Below are 15,769 nucleotides of genomic sequence, written 5' to 3'. Positions count from 1 at the left end.
ACATTTTCCTCAGTGTATGAGTAAAATGTGTCAACGCTATTCAGGACGGGTCACGTCCTATAAAAAAACCCCGCCATGCGGGGTTTTTTATTGCCTGCTCTCTGCTGAAGCGCTGAGAGATGCATTACTCTTTGCCCAATAGCGCCTGCAGATCCTGCTTGAGGGTGCTCATCTGACTGGCATACTTCTCTTTATGCTCGGCATCTTCAATCAGTTGCACAATGGTCTCCGACAGGGTTTTCCCTCGCCGCTGGGCAAGGCCCGCCAGACGTTGCCAGACCATAAACTCCAGATCGATAGATTTTTTACGCGTGTGCTGGTGCTCGGCATTAAAGTGCCGCTTACGCCGGGCGCGGATGGTCTGCTTCATGCGGTTCATTAACGCGGCATTCATATGCTGCGCAATCCAGTCGTTAACGCGAACCGGTTCGTATTCGAGCTTCAGCAATAAATCGACAGCCTCTTTAGCCGCACTGGTTTCTAAATAGCGCGTGATGAGTTCACCTTCACGGTGCTTTTTCACCAGGTACTTCCATTTCCAGCCGCTTTCAAGATTTTCCAGTTGTTGATATTTCATTGCGATCTCAGTGTTACCGTGTAACTTAGTTCAGAATATCAGTTTTTTGCCAATCTGCTGAAAAGAAATCACATCCTGTGAGCCAGACGGTACCCGGATAGCGGTAAAAGCATCTATTCCGCGTGTGCTGAATTGCCGCTTACGCTATAATTTCGCCCTTTACAGCTGATGATAAAACCTCGACTTTGACCATTACTAAACTAGCCTGGCAAGACCTTGTTCCTGATACCGATAGCTATCAGGAGGTGTTTACACCGTCTGACGTTGACCTTGAGTCTGAGCTTTCTCTTGGTGACACGCAACCTCGTTTGCAATACGCGCTGGAGCAGCTGCTGCATCCGTCTGCCTCTTCACGCTTTTTACTGGCTAAAGCGCCGGAGGAGCCGGAGTATCTGGCCCTGATCGCCGCCGCTGCCCGTGAACTCCAGCCCGCGACGTCGCCGGTTGTTGGCGTTGAGTACAGCGTCGCTGGCCGCACGGTGAGCGTAAAGCCTGCCGCCAGTGCAGAGGCGAACTTTGCCGGGCAGAGTGAGGTGGTGGTTGCCGACTGGGTAGAGGCCGAGCAGCTTTTTGGCTGCCTGCGCCAGTTCAATAATGAGATCGCTCTTGAGCCAGGGCTGGTGCACCAGGCCAACGGCGGCGTGCTGGTCGTCTCCCTGCGCACCCTGCTGAGCCAGCCGCTGCTCTGGATGCGCCTGAAGTCGATAGTCACCCGCCAACGTTTCGATTGGGTCTCCTTTGACGAGTCCCGTCCCCTGCCCGTCAGCGTGCCGGCTATGCCGTTGACGCTGAAGGTTATTCTGGTGGGCGAGCGCGAGTCGCTGGCGGATTTCCAGGAGATGGAGCCGGATCTGGCCGCCCAGTCTATCTACAGCGAGTATGAAGAGACTATCCAGATTACCGACGCAGAGGCGCTGGCCACCTGGCGTCAGTGGGTGATCCTGAACGCCGAGCAGGCCGGATTGCCTGTGCCTGCTGACGATGCGTGGCCGGTACTGATCCGCGCTGCAGTACGCTATACCGACGATCAGGAGACGCTGCCGCTCTGTCCGCTGTGGCTGGCCCGCCAACTGCGCGAGGTCTCTGCCTTTACGGAGGAGAGCACCTTCGACGCGGAGCAGCTGCAAACCATGCTGACCCAGCGCGAATGGCGCGAAGGCTACCTGCCAGAGCGTATGCTGGATGAGATCCTGCTCGAGCAAATTCTTATTGAAACCGAAGGCGAGCGCGTTGGGCAGATCAACGCCCTGTCGGTGGTTGAGTTTCCTGGTCATCCCCGCCCGTATGGCGAACCATCACGCATTAGCTGCGTGGTCCATATCGGCGACGGTGAGTTTCACGACATCGAGCGAAAAGCCGAGCTGGGAGGCAACATCCACGCGAAGGGCATGATGATCATGCAGTCCTTCCTGATGGCCGAACTGGAGCTGGAACAGCAGATGCCGTTTACGGCGTCGCTAACCTTTGAGCAATCCTACAGCGAAGTAGATGGCGACAGCGCCTCGATGGCCGAGCTGTGCGCGCTGATCAGCGCCCTGGCGGATGTCCCCCTGCATCAGCATATCGCCATTACCGGCTCGGTGGATCAGTTTGGACGGGCGCAGCCGGTGGGCGGCCTGAACGAGAAGATCGAAGGCTTCTTCGCCATTTGCCAGCACCGGGGCCTGACCGGCAAGCAGGGGGTGATTGTTCCCGCCGCTAACGTGCGCCACCTCTGTCTGCATCAGGATCTGCTGGACGCGGTACAGGCAGAACAATTTTCCATCTGGGCCATTGATGACGTGACCGATGCACTACCCTTACTAACAGACCTGGTGTGGGAAGGTGAAGGGCAAACCACCCTGATCCAGACTATTCAGGAACGTATTACGCTGGCGACGCAGCAGGAAGCGCGTCATCGTTACCCGTGGCCGCTGCGCTGGCTCAGCTGGTTTTCAACCAACTGATCGGAGTTGTTCAGCGTACACGTGTTAGCTATCCTGCGTGCTTCACTAAAATAAGGCTTACTGAGAACATGGTAGATAAACGCAAAACCTCTTATACGAAAGAAGACCTCATTGCCTCTGGTCGTGGTGAACTGTTTGGCGAAAATGGCCCGCCGTTGCCGGCAGGAAACATGCTGATGATGGATCGTGTGATCACCATGAGCGAAACGGGCGGCAATTTCGATAAAGGCTATGTTGAAGCAGAACTGGATATCAACCCGGATCTGTGGTTCTTCGGTTGCCACTTCATTGGCGATCCGGTAATGCCTGGCTGCCTGGGCCTCGATGCCATGTGGCAGCTGGTTGGTTTTTACCTCGGCTGGCTCGGTGGCGAAGGTAAAGGCCGCGCGCTCGGCGTGGGCGAAGTGAAACTGGCTGGCCAGATTTTACCGAATGCGCAGAAAGTTACCTATCGCATTCACTTCAAACGCGTCATCAACCGTAAGCTGATCATGGGCATCGCGGATGGTGAAGTGCTGGTTGACGGTCGTCAGATCTACACCGCAACCGATCTGAAAGTGGGTCTGTTCAAGGACACTTCCGCGTTCTGATCCCCCTGACAGGCGAAACCTCCGCAAGGCGGAGGTTTCATTTAAAGAGACAGAATCAGGCAATAACTACCCTGTCCTCCATGGCTTCTCGCCAGCCTCCAAGCCAGTATGACCTCTGATTCAGCGTCTGGTAAGGACACAACTCTTTTGAGCGTCCGGCAATGCCGGCCTGGTAACCACGTTGATGTGCCCGTTCCAGGCGATCTCGTTTTTGTCTCTTCATGCCTCGTTTCCCTCATTATTTGAGTCTGGTGGAAAAGAAAACAGTGGCTACAAAATGTGCAACCACGTCTAACAAATAGCGCGATCGCCACGCGCAGTCAATGCACAAAATTCATACCAATGTCATAAATGTGAGATATACAAAGGTTCGTTTGTACAAAAAATGTGAGCAGGCACAGGTTTATCCCCTGCCAGTAGCATAAAAAAAGCCACGTTACCGTAAACGAAAGCGTGGCTTTTTTAGGATTAGTTGCAGGCTGTAGTTGCAAACTTTAGTTGCAGACTAGGGTAAGCGATTTATCTCCTGGGCGATATTGCTGGCCTGCTGCGCCCACGCCTCGCCAAGCACTTTCACCATCGCATCATAGCCATCCTGCGGCTGCGTCATCTCCACATGGAACGGACGTTTGATCAGCGTGCCCTGGTGGTTGAGCAACCACTCGCCGCTCACAATCACATGTCCATCGTAGCGACCATGGAAGCCGGTTACGGTGACGTTAAGGGTATCCTGCTCGCTGCCCAGCGGCTGGGAGGCCACCACCCAGCCCGGAAGATTGCGGCTGAGGTTGGCCACCAGCGAGGTCCGCAGCTGCTGATCGAGCGGGCTGGCCCACAGGTTATTACTGGCGATAACGTACTGCACGTCGCTGGTCTGGTAGACCACCCCGTTGCCTGCCAGATAGTCCGGCACCGAGACCTGCTCGATCCACAGCTGGCGCTGCCCCTGTCCGGGGCTGGCGGCCATCATGCTCTGCGACGTGGCTACCGGCCGCGGGTTTTCTGGCAGCTGATAGTAGCGAGTCTCCTCGCTGCTGCTACAGGCGCTGAGCAGCAGCACTGCTAACGCGATTATCCCTTTTTTCACTGTTTTGCCCCCTTCGGCTCAGGATCTTTTTTGCCCTTCGCCTCAAAGACCAGGGCGTTGCTCTTCTGGTTAAGGGTTTGCAGCACCGGCTGCAGCTCGCGCAGAACCTGATCCAGACGCTGCATATCCGCTACCATCTTGTTATAGGCCGCCGATCCCGGCTGGAAGCCCTGCATGCTGCGGTTCAGCTCGCGCAGCGTTTTCTGCATATCCTGCGGTAGACTCTGTACTGACTGGCTGGCGGTCAGCTTGTTCAGGTTATCCAGCGTGGCTTGCAGGCGACGCATGGTGCGCTGGCTCTCGGCGAGCGTGCCGGTAGCCTGCTCAAGCATCGGATTCAGCGGCAGATTGTTGATCTTGTCCAGCGTATCCATCAGGCGCTGCTGGATCTGTGCCAGCCCGCTGCTTACCGTTGGAATAATACCGTAGCCGCCAAACTCGCGGATGCCGGTGATCGGCGGCGGTTTCGCGACGAAATCCAGATCCACATAGAGCGCGCCGGTGACCAGGTTACCGGTCTTCAGCGAGCCCCGTAGCCCCTGCTTCAGCAGCTGAGGCAGGTTGGTAAGGATATCCGGACTTTCGCCCATCTGGCTTGCGATGCGCTCCGGCTCAATGCGGATCAGCACCGGAATGCGGTAGTCCTCGTTCAACGCCTGACGCAGGCCCGGCATAAAGAACGGTACTTTACTGACGGTTCCGAGACGCATACCGCGGAACTCCACCGGCGCGCCCGGTTGCAGGCCGCGAATAGAATCTTTAAAGAACAGCAGGAAATCTTTGTGCTCGGTGTAGAGCGACTCCTGAATGCTGCGCTGGTTGTCATAGAGATCGAACTCCGTCTTCTCGGCTACCGGCTGGCCCAGGTCGTTGCCCTCGGGCACGTCAAAGCTGACGCCGCCGCCAAACAGGGTGGTCAGCGCCCCCATCTCTACGCGCATGCCCGCCGAGGTGAGATCGACGGCGATGCCGCTGTCCTTCCAGAAGCGGACATTGCTGGTCACCAGCCGATCGTTAGGCGCATTGATAAACAGCTGATAGCTCATGGTGCGCTTCTGCGGATCGAACACGCTGGTCTCCACCGAACCAACGCGATAGCCACGGAAGAGCACCGGATCGCCCGGAGTGAGCTGGCCTGCTTTTTTGCTGTCGAGCACCACGCGAATACCTTTCGCATCCGGCGGTGCCAGCGGCGGCGAGTCCAGCAGCTGGTAATCGTCACGCACGCCGCCTTTGGTTCCCGGCTGCAGCTCAATATAGGCCCCGGAGAGCAGCGTGCCCAGCCCGCTGATCCCTTCCCTGCCGACCTGCGGTTTTACGACCCAAAATACCGTGTCGCCGTGCAGCAGCTTTTGCATATCGGCATTCAGCCGCGCCTTGATCTCAACGTGGGTCAGATCGTCGGTTAACGTCGCCGACTCCACCACGCCGACGTCAATGCTGCGGCTCTTGATGGTGGTTTTACCCGCCTCAATGCCTTCAGCATTGGTGGTGATCAGCGTCACCTCCGGCCCCTGGTGGCTGTAGTGATAAAAGAGGATCCAGGCCCCGATTAGCGCCGTGACAATCGGGAAGATCCATACCGGTGACCAATTTTTCACCTTTTGCACTTTGGCTTCCCCACCTTTAGTCTCCATGCTTTACGACTCCTCCTGGCTTGATTCTGGCTCACGATCCCACGACAGGCGTGGGTCGAAGGTCATAGCCGCAATCATCGTCATGATGACAACCAGCGCAAACATCAGCGCGCCCATTGCGGGGTAAATATTCATTAATCCGCCCATGCGTACCAGGGCAGAGAGTACGGCGATGACGAAAACGTCAATCATCGACCAGCGACCAACAAATTCAACCACTTCATAAATGAGATGCATGCGCTCGCTATCGCGTCTGCCGTGTCCTTTCGCATCCCAGCAGAGCCAGGCGATGGCGATCATCTTCAGCGTCGGCACCATGATACTGGCGATAAAGATCACCAGCGCTACCGGATAAGAGCCTTCACTCCAGAGCAGGATCACCCCGGCCAGAATGGTCGAGGGCATCTTATCCCCGAGCAGATCGGTGATCATGATGGGCAGAATGTTGGCCGGCAGGTAGAGCAGGATAGAGGTGACCAGCAGCGCCATGGTCAGCTGAATGCTGTTCCTGCGCCGGGCATGGCCGCGGCTGTGACAGCGGGGGCATACCGTCTGGTCGCCAGGCAGCACCGCCGTGCAGGAGGCGCAGGAGCGCAGCCCCTGGCGAATGCCCGGCACCCCGATCCGCAGCGGCTGGGCAAGGGTTGGCGCTGGGGCGATGTCGTCCCACAGCCAGCGCTTATCGACGCACTGAAACGCGCGAAGATGCAGAATACAGAAGAGGCACCAGGGGATGAAGCTGCTGCCAACGCCGAGATCGCCATAGGCCAGCAGCTTCACGAAGCTGACCAGCACCCCGGCAAGAAAGATCTCCGCCATCCCCCAGTTTTTCAAAATAAAGAAGATGCGCGCCAGCGCGCGCTTCAGGCCATCGGGCAGCGGGACCTGGTTCACCAGCAGGATGATGGTGACCAGGCAGAACGCGGGCACAAACTGGACAAAGAGTAAGAAGAAGGTGCCGAGGCTGGCGTAATCCTCAGAGAACATGACGCCGGGGATCTCCATCAGCGTCACTTCACTGGTTACCCCTGCCACCTTCATGTAGACAAAGGGAAAGAGGTTAGCCAGCGCCAGCATAAACAGCGCCACGACCGAGTAGGCCAGCGGGCGCTGCCGGGGGGCATCCCAGCGGGTGGTCAGCGTATGGCCGCAGCGCGGACAGGTTGCCTTATGCCCGTGCGCCAGCGGTGGCAGCGCCACCAGCAGGTCGCACTGCGAACACAAAATGTGTCGGGCATCATGATGTTGTTCGCACATGCGCACTCCCTGAATTACGTCGCGTTTTTAAGCGCCTCAAGCTGCTCCCACCGCTCAAAGGCCTCTTCCAGCGCCTGTTCCGCAGCGGCCATCTCGTCTAACACCTTTTGCGTCTGCTCATGGGGCTGGCTGAAAAAGGCCCCGTCAGCAACCTGCGCCTGCAGTGCGGTGAGATTCGCCTCCAGCTCTTCAAGCCGTTGTGGAAGCTGCTCAAGTTCCCGCTGCAGGTTATAGCTTAGTTTGCTCCCGCCGCGTTTGACAGTTTCTGCTTTTGCCGCCGGGGCGTCGGTCACTTTTTTGCTAACGGACTGTTTCTGCGCCTGCGAGGCGGCCTGCTGGCCTCGCGCATCCTGGTAGCCACCCACGTAGCGGCCAATCCGCCCCTGGCCTTCAAAGATCCAGCACTCGGTCACGGTGTTATCGACAAATTGACGATCGTGGCTTACCAGCAGCACCGTGCCCTGGTAGCCGTCAATCAGCTCCTCCAGCAGCTCGAGGGTCTCAACGTCGAGGTCGTTGGTCGGTTCATCGAGGATCATCAGGTTGCTGGGCTTCAGGAACAGGCGCGCCAGCAGCAGACGGTTACGCTCCCCGCCGGAGAGCGCCCGCACCGGGGTCATCGCCCGTTTCGGATGGAACAGGAAGTCCTGCAGGTAGCCCAGCACGTGGCGCGGCTTACCGTTAACCATCACCTCCTGCTTGCCTTCGGCGAGGTTATCCATCACCGTCCGATCCGGATCCAGCTCCGCGCGGTGCTGGTCAAAATAGGCCACTTCCAGCTTGGTACCGACGTGAATGCGTCCGCTGTCAGCCTGTAACTGGCCGAGCATCAGCTTCAGCAGCGTGGTCTTCCCGCAGCCGTTCGGGCCAATCATAGCGATCTTATCCCCACGCTGGACCTGAGCGGAGAAATCGGTGACCAGCTTTTTGCCGTCCACGCCGTAGTGCACGTTCTCCATCTCAATGACGATCTTGCCGGAGCGGGCGGCCTCTTCAACCTGCATCTTCGCGCTGCCCATCACCTCCCGGCGTTCGCTGCGCTCGCGACGCATCGCCTTCAGGGCACGGACGCGCCCTTCGTTACGGGTGCGGCGCGCTTTGATGCCCTGACGGATCCATACCTCTTCCTGGGCCAGCTTGCGGTCAAATTCGGCGTTTTGCAGCTCCTCTACGCGCAGCGCCTCCTCTTTCTCCAGCAGGTACTGATCGTAGTTGCCCGGGTAGGTCACCAGCTTGCCGCGATCGAGATCGACAATACGCGTCGCCATGTTGCGGATAAACGAACGGTCATGGGAGATAAAGATGATCGTGCCGTTGAAGGTTTTCAGGAACCCTTCCAGCCAGTCGATGGTTTCAATATCCAGGTGGTTGGTCGGTTCGTCCAGCAGCAGCACGCGCGGGTTGCTTACCAGCGCACGCCCCAGCGCTGCCTTACGCAGCCAGCCGCCGGAGAGCGACGCCAGCGCCATATCGGCTTCCAGACCCAGCTGGGCCAGCACCTCGTTGATGCGGTTTTCCATCTGCCAGAGACCGTAGTGATCCAGCAGCTCCTGCAGGCGCGCCATCTCGTTGAGGTTTTTTTCGCTCGGATCGCTCATTACCAGATGGGAGATCTCGTGGTAACCCTTGAGGTACTCCGCCTGCTCTGAGATCCCTTCGGCGACAAAGTCGTAGACGCTGCCGGCGACGTTACGCGGCGGATCCTGCTGCAGACGTGCTACAACCAGATCCTGCTCATAGACGATGCGGCCATCGTCCAGCCCCTGCTCACGGTTGAGGATCTTCATCAGGGTGGATTTACCCGCGCCGTTACGTCCGACCAGGCAGACGCGCTCGTTGTCTTCGATATGAAGCTCGGCGTTGTCCAGAAGCGGCGAGTCGCTGAACGACAGCCAGGCACCGTGCATACTGATTAATGACATCTTGTTCTATTCCTCTCAGGCTGCGGTAATCAGCCAGCAGTTATGGATCTGACGGTTGCGGGCGAAATCCTGCGACTGCGTTTTTTGGGTAATATCTTGTGCTTTCAGCCCCAGCTCAGCCAGCCCGTCGTGGTCCATGCGGAAACCGCGTTTGTTGTTTGAGAACATAATCGTGCCGCCTTTACGCAGCATCCGTTTTAAATCTTTCATCAGGCTCAGGTGATCGCGCTGAACGTCAAACGCCTCTTCCATCCGCTTGGAGTTAGAGAAGGTCGGCGGATCGATAAAGATCAGATCGAACTGCTCGTCGGTCTCCCGCAGCCAGCCCATGACGTCGGCCTGCATCAGGCGATGCTGGCGACCGGTGAGGCCGTTCAGGCGCAGGTTACGCTCGGCCCACTCCAGGTAGGTGCGCGACATATCGACGGTGGTGGTCGATGCCGCCCCGCCCAGCCCCGCATGCACGCTGGCGCTGCCGGTGTAGGAGAAGAGGTTAAGGAAATCTTTGCCTTTGCTCATCTGGCCGAGCATCCGCCGGGCGATACGGTGATCGAGGAACAGGCCGGTATCCAGGTAGTCAGTCAGGTTGACCCACAGGCGGGCGTTGTACTCGCTCACCTCCATGAATTCGCCCTTCTCGTTCATCTTCTGGTACTGGTTCTTGCCTTTCTGCCGCTCGCGGGTCTTCAGCACCAGCTTGTTAGGCGCGATCCCCAGCACCGTGATGGTGGCGGCAATAACGTCCAGCAGGCGCTGGCGGGCTTTCTGCGCATCGACGGTTTTCGGCGGGGCGTACTCTTGCACCACCACCCAGTCGGCGTAGCGGTCTACCGCCACGTTATAGTCCGGCAGATCGGCGTCGTAGAGGCGATAGCACTCAATCCCCTCCTGGCGCGCCCACTTCTCCAGCTTCTTAACGTTCTTGCGCAGGCGGTTGGCATAATCTTCCGCCATGCCGCTGGCCTTAATATCACCGACGTTTTCCGCAATAGAGTAGTTTTTCTGCACGCACTCCAGCGGACCGTTTTTGGCTTTAAACTGACGGTCGGCGCGCAGCTGCAGGCAGCTGAGCAGCTCCGGCGAGGCGCTGAACAGGGAGACGTTCCAGCCGCCGAAACTGTTTTTCAGCGTGCGGCCCAGCAGGCTATGCAGGGCGATGAGCGCCGGTTCGCTCTCAAGACGCTCACCGTACGGCGGGTTGCTGAGCACCGTACCGTGCGGCCCTTCCGGCTGCGGATTGGTCAGCTGGGCGACATCTTTGACGTTGAAGTCGATCAGCTCGCCGACGCCAGCGCGACGGGCGTTGCTGCGGGCAATATCGATCACCCGGGGATCGCTGTCGGAGCCGTAGAAGCGCGAGCCGTAGTCTGCCAGCCCGCGACGGGCGCGGGTCTGCGCCTCGGCCTTCACCTCTTTCCACAGCGCGTCGTCGTGCTGCGCCCAGCCGCTGAAGCCCCAGTTCTGGCGGTGCAGGCCCGGCGCACGATCGGTAGCGAGCATCGCCGCCTCAATCAGTAGGGTACCGGAGCCGCAGAGCGGATCGAGCAGCGGCGTACCCGGCTGCCAGCCGGAGCGCATCACCACCGCCGCAGCCAGGGTCTCTTTCATTGGCGCAAGCCCGGCCCGGTCGCGATAGCCGCGCAGGTGCAGGCCGTCGCCGCTGAGATCGAGGGCGATATGGGCGGTCTCTTTATTCAGCCAGACGTTGATACGCATATCCGGCTGCTCGCGATCGACGTTCGGGCGCTCCATATTCTTACGCGTAAAGCTGTCGACGATGGCGTCTTTTACCCTCATGGCACCGTACTGGCTGTTGCGGATCTCCTCATTCAGCCCGCTGAAGTGTACGGCAAAGGTTGCGCCGGGATTGAAAATCTCCGTCCAGTCAATCGCCTGCACGCCCATATAGAGGTCGAGGTCGCTGTAGACCTTGCACTCGTTCAGCGGCAGAATAATGCGCGAAGCCAGGCGACTCCACATCAGGCTCTGGTAAATGAGCCGGGTGTCCCCCTCAAAATGGACACCGCCCTGAACCACCTGGGCGTGCTGCGCCCCGAGGTTTTCCAGTTCAGTTTTTAACAGCTCTTCCAGCCCACGGGCCGTACTGGCAAACAGAGAATTCATATCGTCACTTTTACTCGCAGAAAATTGTTGCGCATTATAGCTAAACTCAACCCGATGTCATAAAGTTGAGGGCTTATTTTCACACCCATGGAGGGCGCAGTGGCTATCCTGTCGCGGCTTTTTATTCATCCGGTCAAATCGATGCGCGGAATTGGCCTCACGCACGCCCTGGCCGACATCAGCGGTCTGGCCTTTGACCGCATCTTTATGGTTACTGAACCCGACGGTACCTTTATTACCGCCCGCCAGTACCCACAGCTGGTGCGTTTTATTCCTTCGCCGCTGCATGACGGCCTGCATCTCACCGCGCCCGACGGCAGCAGCGCGTTGGTCCGCTTTGCTGATTTTATCTGCGACGCCGCACCGACGGAGGTTTGGGGAAACCATTTTACCGCATTAATCGCTCCCGCGGCGATCAACCAGTGGCTGAGCGGCTTTTTTAATCGCGAGGTGCAGCTGCGCTGGGTAGGACAAGAGCCGACCCGCCGCGTGAAGCGCTTTGAGAGCGTGCCGCTCTCCTTTGCTGACGGCTTCCCCTACCTGCTCACCAACGACGCCTCGCTGCGCGATCTGCAGAGCCGCTGCCCGGCCAGCATCCAGATGGAGCAGTTTCGCCCGAACCTGGTGGTGACCGGGGCGCAGGCGTGGGAAGAGGATACCTGGAAAACCGTGCGCATCGGCGAGGTCATTTTTGACGTGGTTAAACCCTGTAGCCGCTGCGTCTTTACCACCATCAGCCCCGAACGCGGACAGAAGCACCCGGCGGGTGAGCCGCTGCATACCCTGCAACAGTTCCGCACCGCGGTTGATAATGGCGACGTTGATTTCGGCCAGAACCTGATTGCCCGCAACAGCGGCGTGATCCGCGTCGGCGACGAGGTAAGCGTATTGGCGAGCGGTCCGGCGAGAGCGTATGGCGCAGGCGAGCCGGTTGAGACGCTGGAGGTTGAGACACAGGCAGCCTCAACGGTGACTATCGACTGGCAGGGAGAGTGCTTCACGGGGAATAACCAGCAGGTGCTGCTTGAGCAGTTGGAGAGTCAGGGGATCCGCGTGCCCTACTCCTGCCGGGCCGGGATCTGTGGCTGCTGCCGCGTACGTCTGGTGGAAGGAGAAGTCAGCGCCCTGAAGCAGTCCGCCATCGGCGACGACGGCACCATTCTGAGCTGCAGCTGCATTCCTAAAACGCCGCTGGTGCTGGAGCCTTAAACTGCCTGCTCCAGGCTGAACAGCTGGGGCAGCGGTCGCATCCGATCGTTCATGATCTTGATCGCGTCCCCCAGCTGCATCGTACGTCCGGCAATCACCACGCCGGGCTGTGCCAGCAGGCAGAGGGTGGCGTTATCACCCGGCTCCACCACCAGCAGGTTCACCTGCTCGGCGGTATCGCTAAGCCAGACGCTGGCGGCTTCGCCCAGCTCCGGCTGCCAGCTGTCGCCGTAGGAGTGGAAATGCCAGCTTTTTGGCATCTGCGGCTTCAGGAAGCGGATCGCCACCAGCGCGTTCAGCACCAGCTCGGCCCGCTGCTCCCGGGAAAGATCAAACTCGCGGCTGCGCTCCTCAAAAGAGAAGTAGAGCGCGGCGTCATCTACGCAGAAACCGGAAGGTGCGAACGCGTCCGGCGTCAGCATCCGACGGGCGTAACGGGAGCGAAACAGCATCCCATTGGCGAGATCGAGCATCATCCGATCGTGCTCTTCGTCGTAATACCAGCGCCAGTTATCGTCAGGTTTGATTCGCATTTTCCTCTCCGCTCCCCCTCAAGCGTCCTGCTGCTTTAGTGTCCGTTGTTACCGCTTCGCTTATCACAAAAAGTCAATAATGAGAACGTTTAATAAACAACAACGAGGGGAATATAAAACAACCAGGGACGGAAATAAACCCCTGGTTAACATTTAGACGCAAAGGATTAGATATGGTTAACGATTTCTTTAATCAGCGGCGGACCTTTAAATATAAAGCCGGAATAGATCTGCACCAGCGTCGCACCGGCGGCGATCTTCTCCCGCGCGGCGATAACGGAGTCGATTCCGCCGACGCCAATAATCGGCAGCTGGCCATTCAGCTCCTCCGCCAGACGGCGAATAATTTCGGTGCTCTTTAGCTGCAGTGGACGACCGCTTAAGCCACCGGTCTCATCGCAGTGCCGCATTCCCTGCACCAGCCCTCTTTCAAGCGTGGTATTGGTAGCAATAACGCCATCGATATTATGGCGAACCAGGCTGTCAGCCACCTGAATTAACTCCTCAACGGAGAGATCGGGGGCAATTTTCACCGCCACAGGGACATATTTATGGTGAATATTCTGCAGCTCGCGCTGCTTATTTTTAATGGCGGAGAGCAGATCGTCCAGCGCCTCACCGTATTGCAGCGAGCGCAGGCCAGGGGTGTTTGGCGAGGAGATGTTAATCGCAATATAGCCCGCGTAGGGATAGACTTTATCCATACAGATCAGATAGTCATCTTTACCCTGCTCCACCGGCGTATCTTTATTTTTGCCGATATTAATTCCCAGCACGCCGTCAAAATGGGCTTTTTTGACGTTCTCTACCAGGTTATCTACGCCGAGGTTATTAAACCCCATGCGGTTAATTAACCCCTCGGCCTCGACCAGACGGAAGATACGCGGCTTATCGTTGCCCGGCTGCGGGCGCGGGGTCACGGTACCAATTTCGATAGCGCCAAAACCCATCGCGCCCAGCGCATCAATGCACTCGCCGTTTTTATCCAGACCCGCTGCCAGGCCAAGCGGATTCTTAAAGGTCAGCCCCATACAGGAGACCGGCTTTTGCGGCACGTTTTGGCGCACCAGCGCGGCTAAAGGGGTGCCGGAAATACGGCGTAATTGCTGAAACGTAAATTCATGAGCGCGCTCTGGGTCGAGCTGGAAAAGGGCTTTACGAACGAAGGGGTAGTACATGAACTCTCCTGGATTCCCGGTGTGCAAACCGGGGGCGTATTATGTGCGATTGCGACGCTAAAGGGAATTGACCTGGGGCAAATAATTCAGATAAAACGCAAACGATTACCTGGAGAGCGGGAAAAGAGAGGGGAAAAGCCGGGCAGCAGGCTGCCGCCCGGCGATTTATCAGGCCAGCGCCTTGGCGATCTTCTCGTAGAGATCGCCAGAGAGGTTCTCAAGGCCTTTCAGCTGTTCCAGCGCCGCACGCATCTGCGTCTGGCGCCCTTCGTCGTAGCGTTTCAGGCGGATCAGCGGCTCGATCAGACGTGACGCCACCTGCGGGTTACGGCTGTTAAGCTCGGTCAGCATCTCTACCATGAAACGGTAGCCGCTGCCGTCTTCCGCATGGAACGCCGCCGGGTTGCTGCCGGCAAACGCGCCAATCAGCGAGCGAACGCGGTTCGGGTTGCTGAGGGTAAAGGAGCGGTGGTTCAGCAGGCCACGCACGGTCTCCAGCACGTTGCTGGCCGGGCTGGTGGCTTGCAGAATAAACCACTTGTCCATCACCAGACCATCCTGATGCCACTTATCGTCATACTCCTGCATCAGTGCATCGCGGCACGGCAGCTGCGCCGCGACGGCAGCAGAGAGCGCCGCCAGCGCGTCGGTCATGTTGTCCGCAGAGTGATACTGCTGGGTAACCAGAGTATCGCCCAGCTTAACGTCGCCAAACGCCAAGTAGCGCAGACAGGTGTTGCGCAGCGAACGCTTGCCGATATCCGCATGCTCAACCCGGTAGGCGTCGAGCTTGTGGGCGTTGTAGACCGCAAGGAACTCGTCGGAAAGCTCGGTCGCCAGGGTGCGGGTCAGCGCCTCGCGAACGGCAACAATCGCTACCGGATCGATGATATCGAACAGCTCGGCCATCTCGCCTGCAGAAGGCAGGGTCAGGATCTCTGCCGCCAGGGCCGGATCGATGTCGGCATCCAGCAGGATCGCCCGGAAGGCGTCGGCTACGTGCAGCGGCAGCGACAGCGGCTGGCCCTGCTGGTGGCGAGCCACGTTCAGCTTGATATAGGTTGCCAGCAGGCTCTGAGCCGCGTCCCAGCGGGAGAAGTCGTTGCGTGCATGGCGCATCAGGAAGGTCAGCTGCTGATCGCTCCACTTATACTCTAGCTTCACCGGTGCGGAGAACTCGCGCAGCAGGGAGGGCACCGGCTGGAAGTAGACCTTATCAAAGACAAAGGTCTGCTCCTCCTGGGTGACGTTGAGCACGTGGTGCACCGGGTGTCCCTCTTTTTGTAGCGGGATGACCTGGCCTTCGTTGTCGTACAGCTCAATATCAAACGGAATGTGCAGAGGCAGCTTCTCTTCCTGCTCGGCCGTCGGCGGCGTGCGCTGACTGATGGTCAAGGTGTACTGCTCGGTCTCTGGGTTGTAGTCGTCGCGCACGCTGACAATCGGCGTACCGGACTGACTGTACCAGCGGCGGAAATGAGAGAGATCGACGTTGGAGGCATCCTCCATCGCCTGGACAAAGTCGTCGCAGGTGGCGGCGCTGCCGTCGTGACGCTCAAAGTAGAGCTGCATCCCGCGCTGGAAGTTCTCTTCTCCCAGCAGGGTATGCAGCATGCGGATCACCTCAGACCCCTTCTCATACACCGTCAGGGTATAGAAGTTGTTCATCTCGATCACTTTGTCCGGACGGATCGGGTGCGCCATCGGGC

At 58.4% G+C, this 15,769-nt stretch carries 13 protein-coding genes; 3 read left to right on the top strand and 10 right to left on the bottom strand.

Annotated features, from left to right (window positions below; translation table 11 throughout):
- Window positions 1-124: 124 nt before the first annotated feature.
- Entirely contained in the window at window positions 125-577 is a 453-nt protein-coding gene (gene matP / locus RTP97_RS19660) for a macrodomain Ter protein MatP (protein WP_312210461.1), read from the bottom strand.
- A 185-nt stretch (window positions 578-762) separates the two neighbouring features.
- On the opposite strand from matP, the gene RTP97_RS19655 reads away from it, so the two are divergent.
- Complete coding sequence (locus tag RTP97_RS19655) at window positions 763-2,523, top strand: Lon protease family protein (protein ID WP_312416617.1); 1,761 nt, start codon at window positions 763-765, stop codon at window positions 2,521-2,523.
- A 68-nt stretch (window positions 2,524-2,591) separates the two neighbouring features.
- Window positions 2,592-3,113, top strand: a complete 522-nt coding sequence (fabA, locus tag RTP97_RS19650) for a bifunctional 3-hydroxydecanoyl-ACP dehydratase/trans-2-decenoyl-ACP isomerase (RefSeq protein WP_312210457.1) — start codon at window positions 2,592-2,594, stop codon at window positions 3,111-3,113.
- A 55-nt stretch (window positions 3,114-3,168) separates the two neighbouring features.
- On the opposite strand, the gene rmf is transcribed toward fabA, so the two are convergent.
- The 6 genes from rmf to rlmKL all read right to left on the bottom strand — a co-directional run bounded on the left by rmf (window position 3,169) and on the right by rlmKL (window position 11,140).
- A complete protein-coding gene (gene rmf, locus RTP97_RS19645) occupies window positions 3,169-3,336 on the bottom strand; it encodes a ribosome modulation factor (protein WP_072015258.1) in 168 nt (55 codons plus the stop codon).
- Window positions 3,337-3,618: 282 nt separating this feature from the next.
- Window positions 3,619-4,200 (bottom strand): membrane integrity-associated transporter subunit PqiC, encoded by a 582-nt coding sequence (pqiC, locus tag RTP97_RS19640; protein WP_312416616.1) that lies wholly within the window; start codon window positions 4,198-4,200, stop codon window positions 3,619-3,621.
- Window positions 4,197-5,837: an intermembrane transport protein PqiB gene (pqiB, locus tag RTP97_RS19635; RefSeq protein WP_312416614.1), complete on the bottom strand. Its 1,641-nt coding sequence runs from the start codon at window positions 5,835-5,837 to the stop codon at window positions 4,197-4,199. The genes pqiC and pqiB overlap by 4 nt, the downstream gene beginning before the upstream one ends.
- A 3-nt stretch (window positions 5,838-5,840) precedes the next feature.
- On the bottom strand, window positions 5,841-7,094 hold the full coding sequence (pqiA, locus tag RTP97_RS19630; RefSeq protein ID WP_312416612.1) for a membrane integrity-associated transporter subunit PqiA: 1,254 nt from the start codon (window positions 7,092-7,094) through the stop codon (window positions 5,841-5,843).
- A gap of 14 nt (window positions 7,095-7,108) precedes the next feature.
- Window positions 7,109-9,016, bottom strand: a complete 1,908-nt coding sequence (locus RTP97_RS19625) for an ABC transporter ATP-binding protein (protein ID WP_312416610.1) — start codon at window positions 9,014-9,016, stop codon at window positions 7,109-7,111.
- Between the two features lie 15 nt (window positions 9,017-9,031).
- Window positions 9,032-11,140 (bottom strand): bifunctional 23S rRNA (guanine(2069)-N(7))-methyltransferase RlmK/23S rRNA (guanine(2445)-N(2))-methyltransferase RlmL, encoded by a 2,109-nt coding sequence (rlmKL, locus tag RTP97_RS19620; RefSeq protein WP_312416608.1) that lies wholly within the window; start codon window positions 11,138-11,140, stop codon window positions 9,032-9,034.
- 99 nt (window positions 11,141-11,239) lie between these two features.
- On the opposite strand from rlmKL, the gene RTP97_RS19615 reads away from it, so the two are divergent.
- Window positions 11,240-12,349, top strand: a complete 1,110-nt coding sequence (locus RTP97_RS19615; protein WP_312416606.1) for a YcbX family protein — start codon at window positions 11,240-11,242, stop codon at window positions 12,347-12,349.
- On the opposite strand, the gene zapC is transcribed toward RTP97_RS19615, so the two are convergent.
- The 3 genes from zapC to RTP97_RS19600 all read right to left on the bottom strand — a co-directional run.
- The gene (zapC, locus tag RTP97_RS19610) at window positions 12,346-12,882 is read right to left on the bottom strand and encodes a cell division protein ZapC (RefSeq protein WP_312416603.1); all 537 of its coding nucleotides are present in this window, start codon (window positions 12,880-12,882) and stop codon (window positions 12,346-12,348) included. The two genes, RTP97_RS19615 and zapC, sit on opposite strands and share 4 nt — an antisense overlap.
- 167 nt (window positions 12,883-13,049) lie before the next feature.
- Window positions 13,050-14,060 carry a quinone-dependent dihydroorotate dehydrogenase gene (gene pyrD / locus RTP97_RS19605; RefSeq protein WP_312416600.1) on the bottom strand — a complete coding sequence of 337 codons (1,011 nt, stop codon included), beginning with the start codon at window positions 14,058-14,060 and terminating at the stop codon, window positions 13,050-13,052.
- Window positions 14,061-14,228: 168 nt separating this feature from the next.
- On the bottom strand, window positions 14,229-15,769 hold a 1,541-nt coding region (locus RTP97_RS19600; RefSeq protein ID WP_312416598.1), incomplete at its 5' end, for a DUF3458 domain-containing protein.

This window comes from Pseudescherichia sp. (assembly GCF_031998825.1).
GTDB lineage: Bacteria > Pseudomonadota > Gammaproteobacteria > Enterobacterales > Enterobacteriaceae > Pseudescherichia.
The sequence above is the reverse complement of the archived record's forward strand: the minus strand, read 5'-3'. Positions and strand labels throughout refer to the sequence as shown.

Bases quoted from the DNA above. Each gene is read 5' to 3' on its own strand.
- matP (WP_312210461.1), bottom strand. From the start codon at position 577: ATGAAATATCAACAACTGGAAAATCTTGAAAGCGGCTGGAAATGGAAG.
- fabA (WP_312210457.1), top strand. From the start codon at position 2,592: ATGGTAGATAAACGCAAAACCTCTTATACGAAAGAAGACCTCATTGCC.
- rmf (WP_072015258.1), bottom strand. From the start codon at position 3,336: ATGAAGAGACAAAAACGAGATCGCCTGGAACGGGCACATCAACGTGGT.
- pqiB (WP_312416614.1), bottom strand. From the start codon at position 5,837: ATGGAGACTAAAGGTGGGGAAGCCAAAGTGCAAAAGGTGAAAAATTGG.
- pqiA (WP_312416612.1), bottom strand. From the start codon at position 7,094: ATGTGCGAACAACATCATGATGCCCGACACATTTTGTGTTCGCAGTGC.
- RTP97_RS19625 (WP_312416610.1), bottom strand. From the start codon at position 9,016: ATGTCATTAATCAGTATGCACGGTGCCTGGCTGTCGTTCAGCGACTCG.
- rlmKL (WP_312416608.1), bottom strand. From the start codon at position 11,140: ATGAATTCTCTGTTTGCCAGTACGGCCCGTGGGCTGGAAGAGCTGTTA.
- zapC (WP_312416603.1), bottom strand. From the start codon at position 12,882: ATGCGAATCAAACCTGACGATAACTGGCGCTGGTATTACGACGAAGAG.
- pyrD (WP_312416600.1), bottom strand. From the start codon at position 14,060: ATGTACTACCCCTTCGTTCGTAAAGCCCTTTTCCAGCTCGACCCAGAG.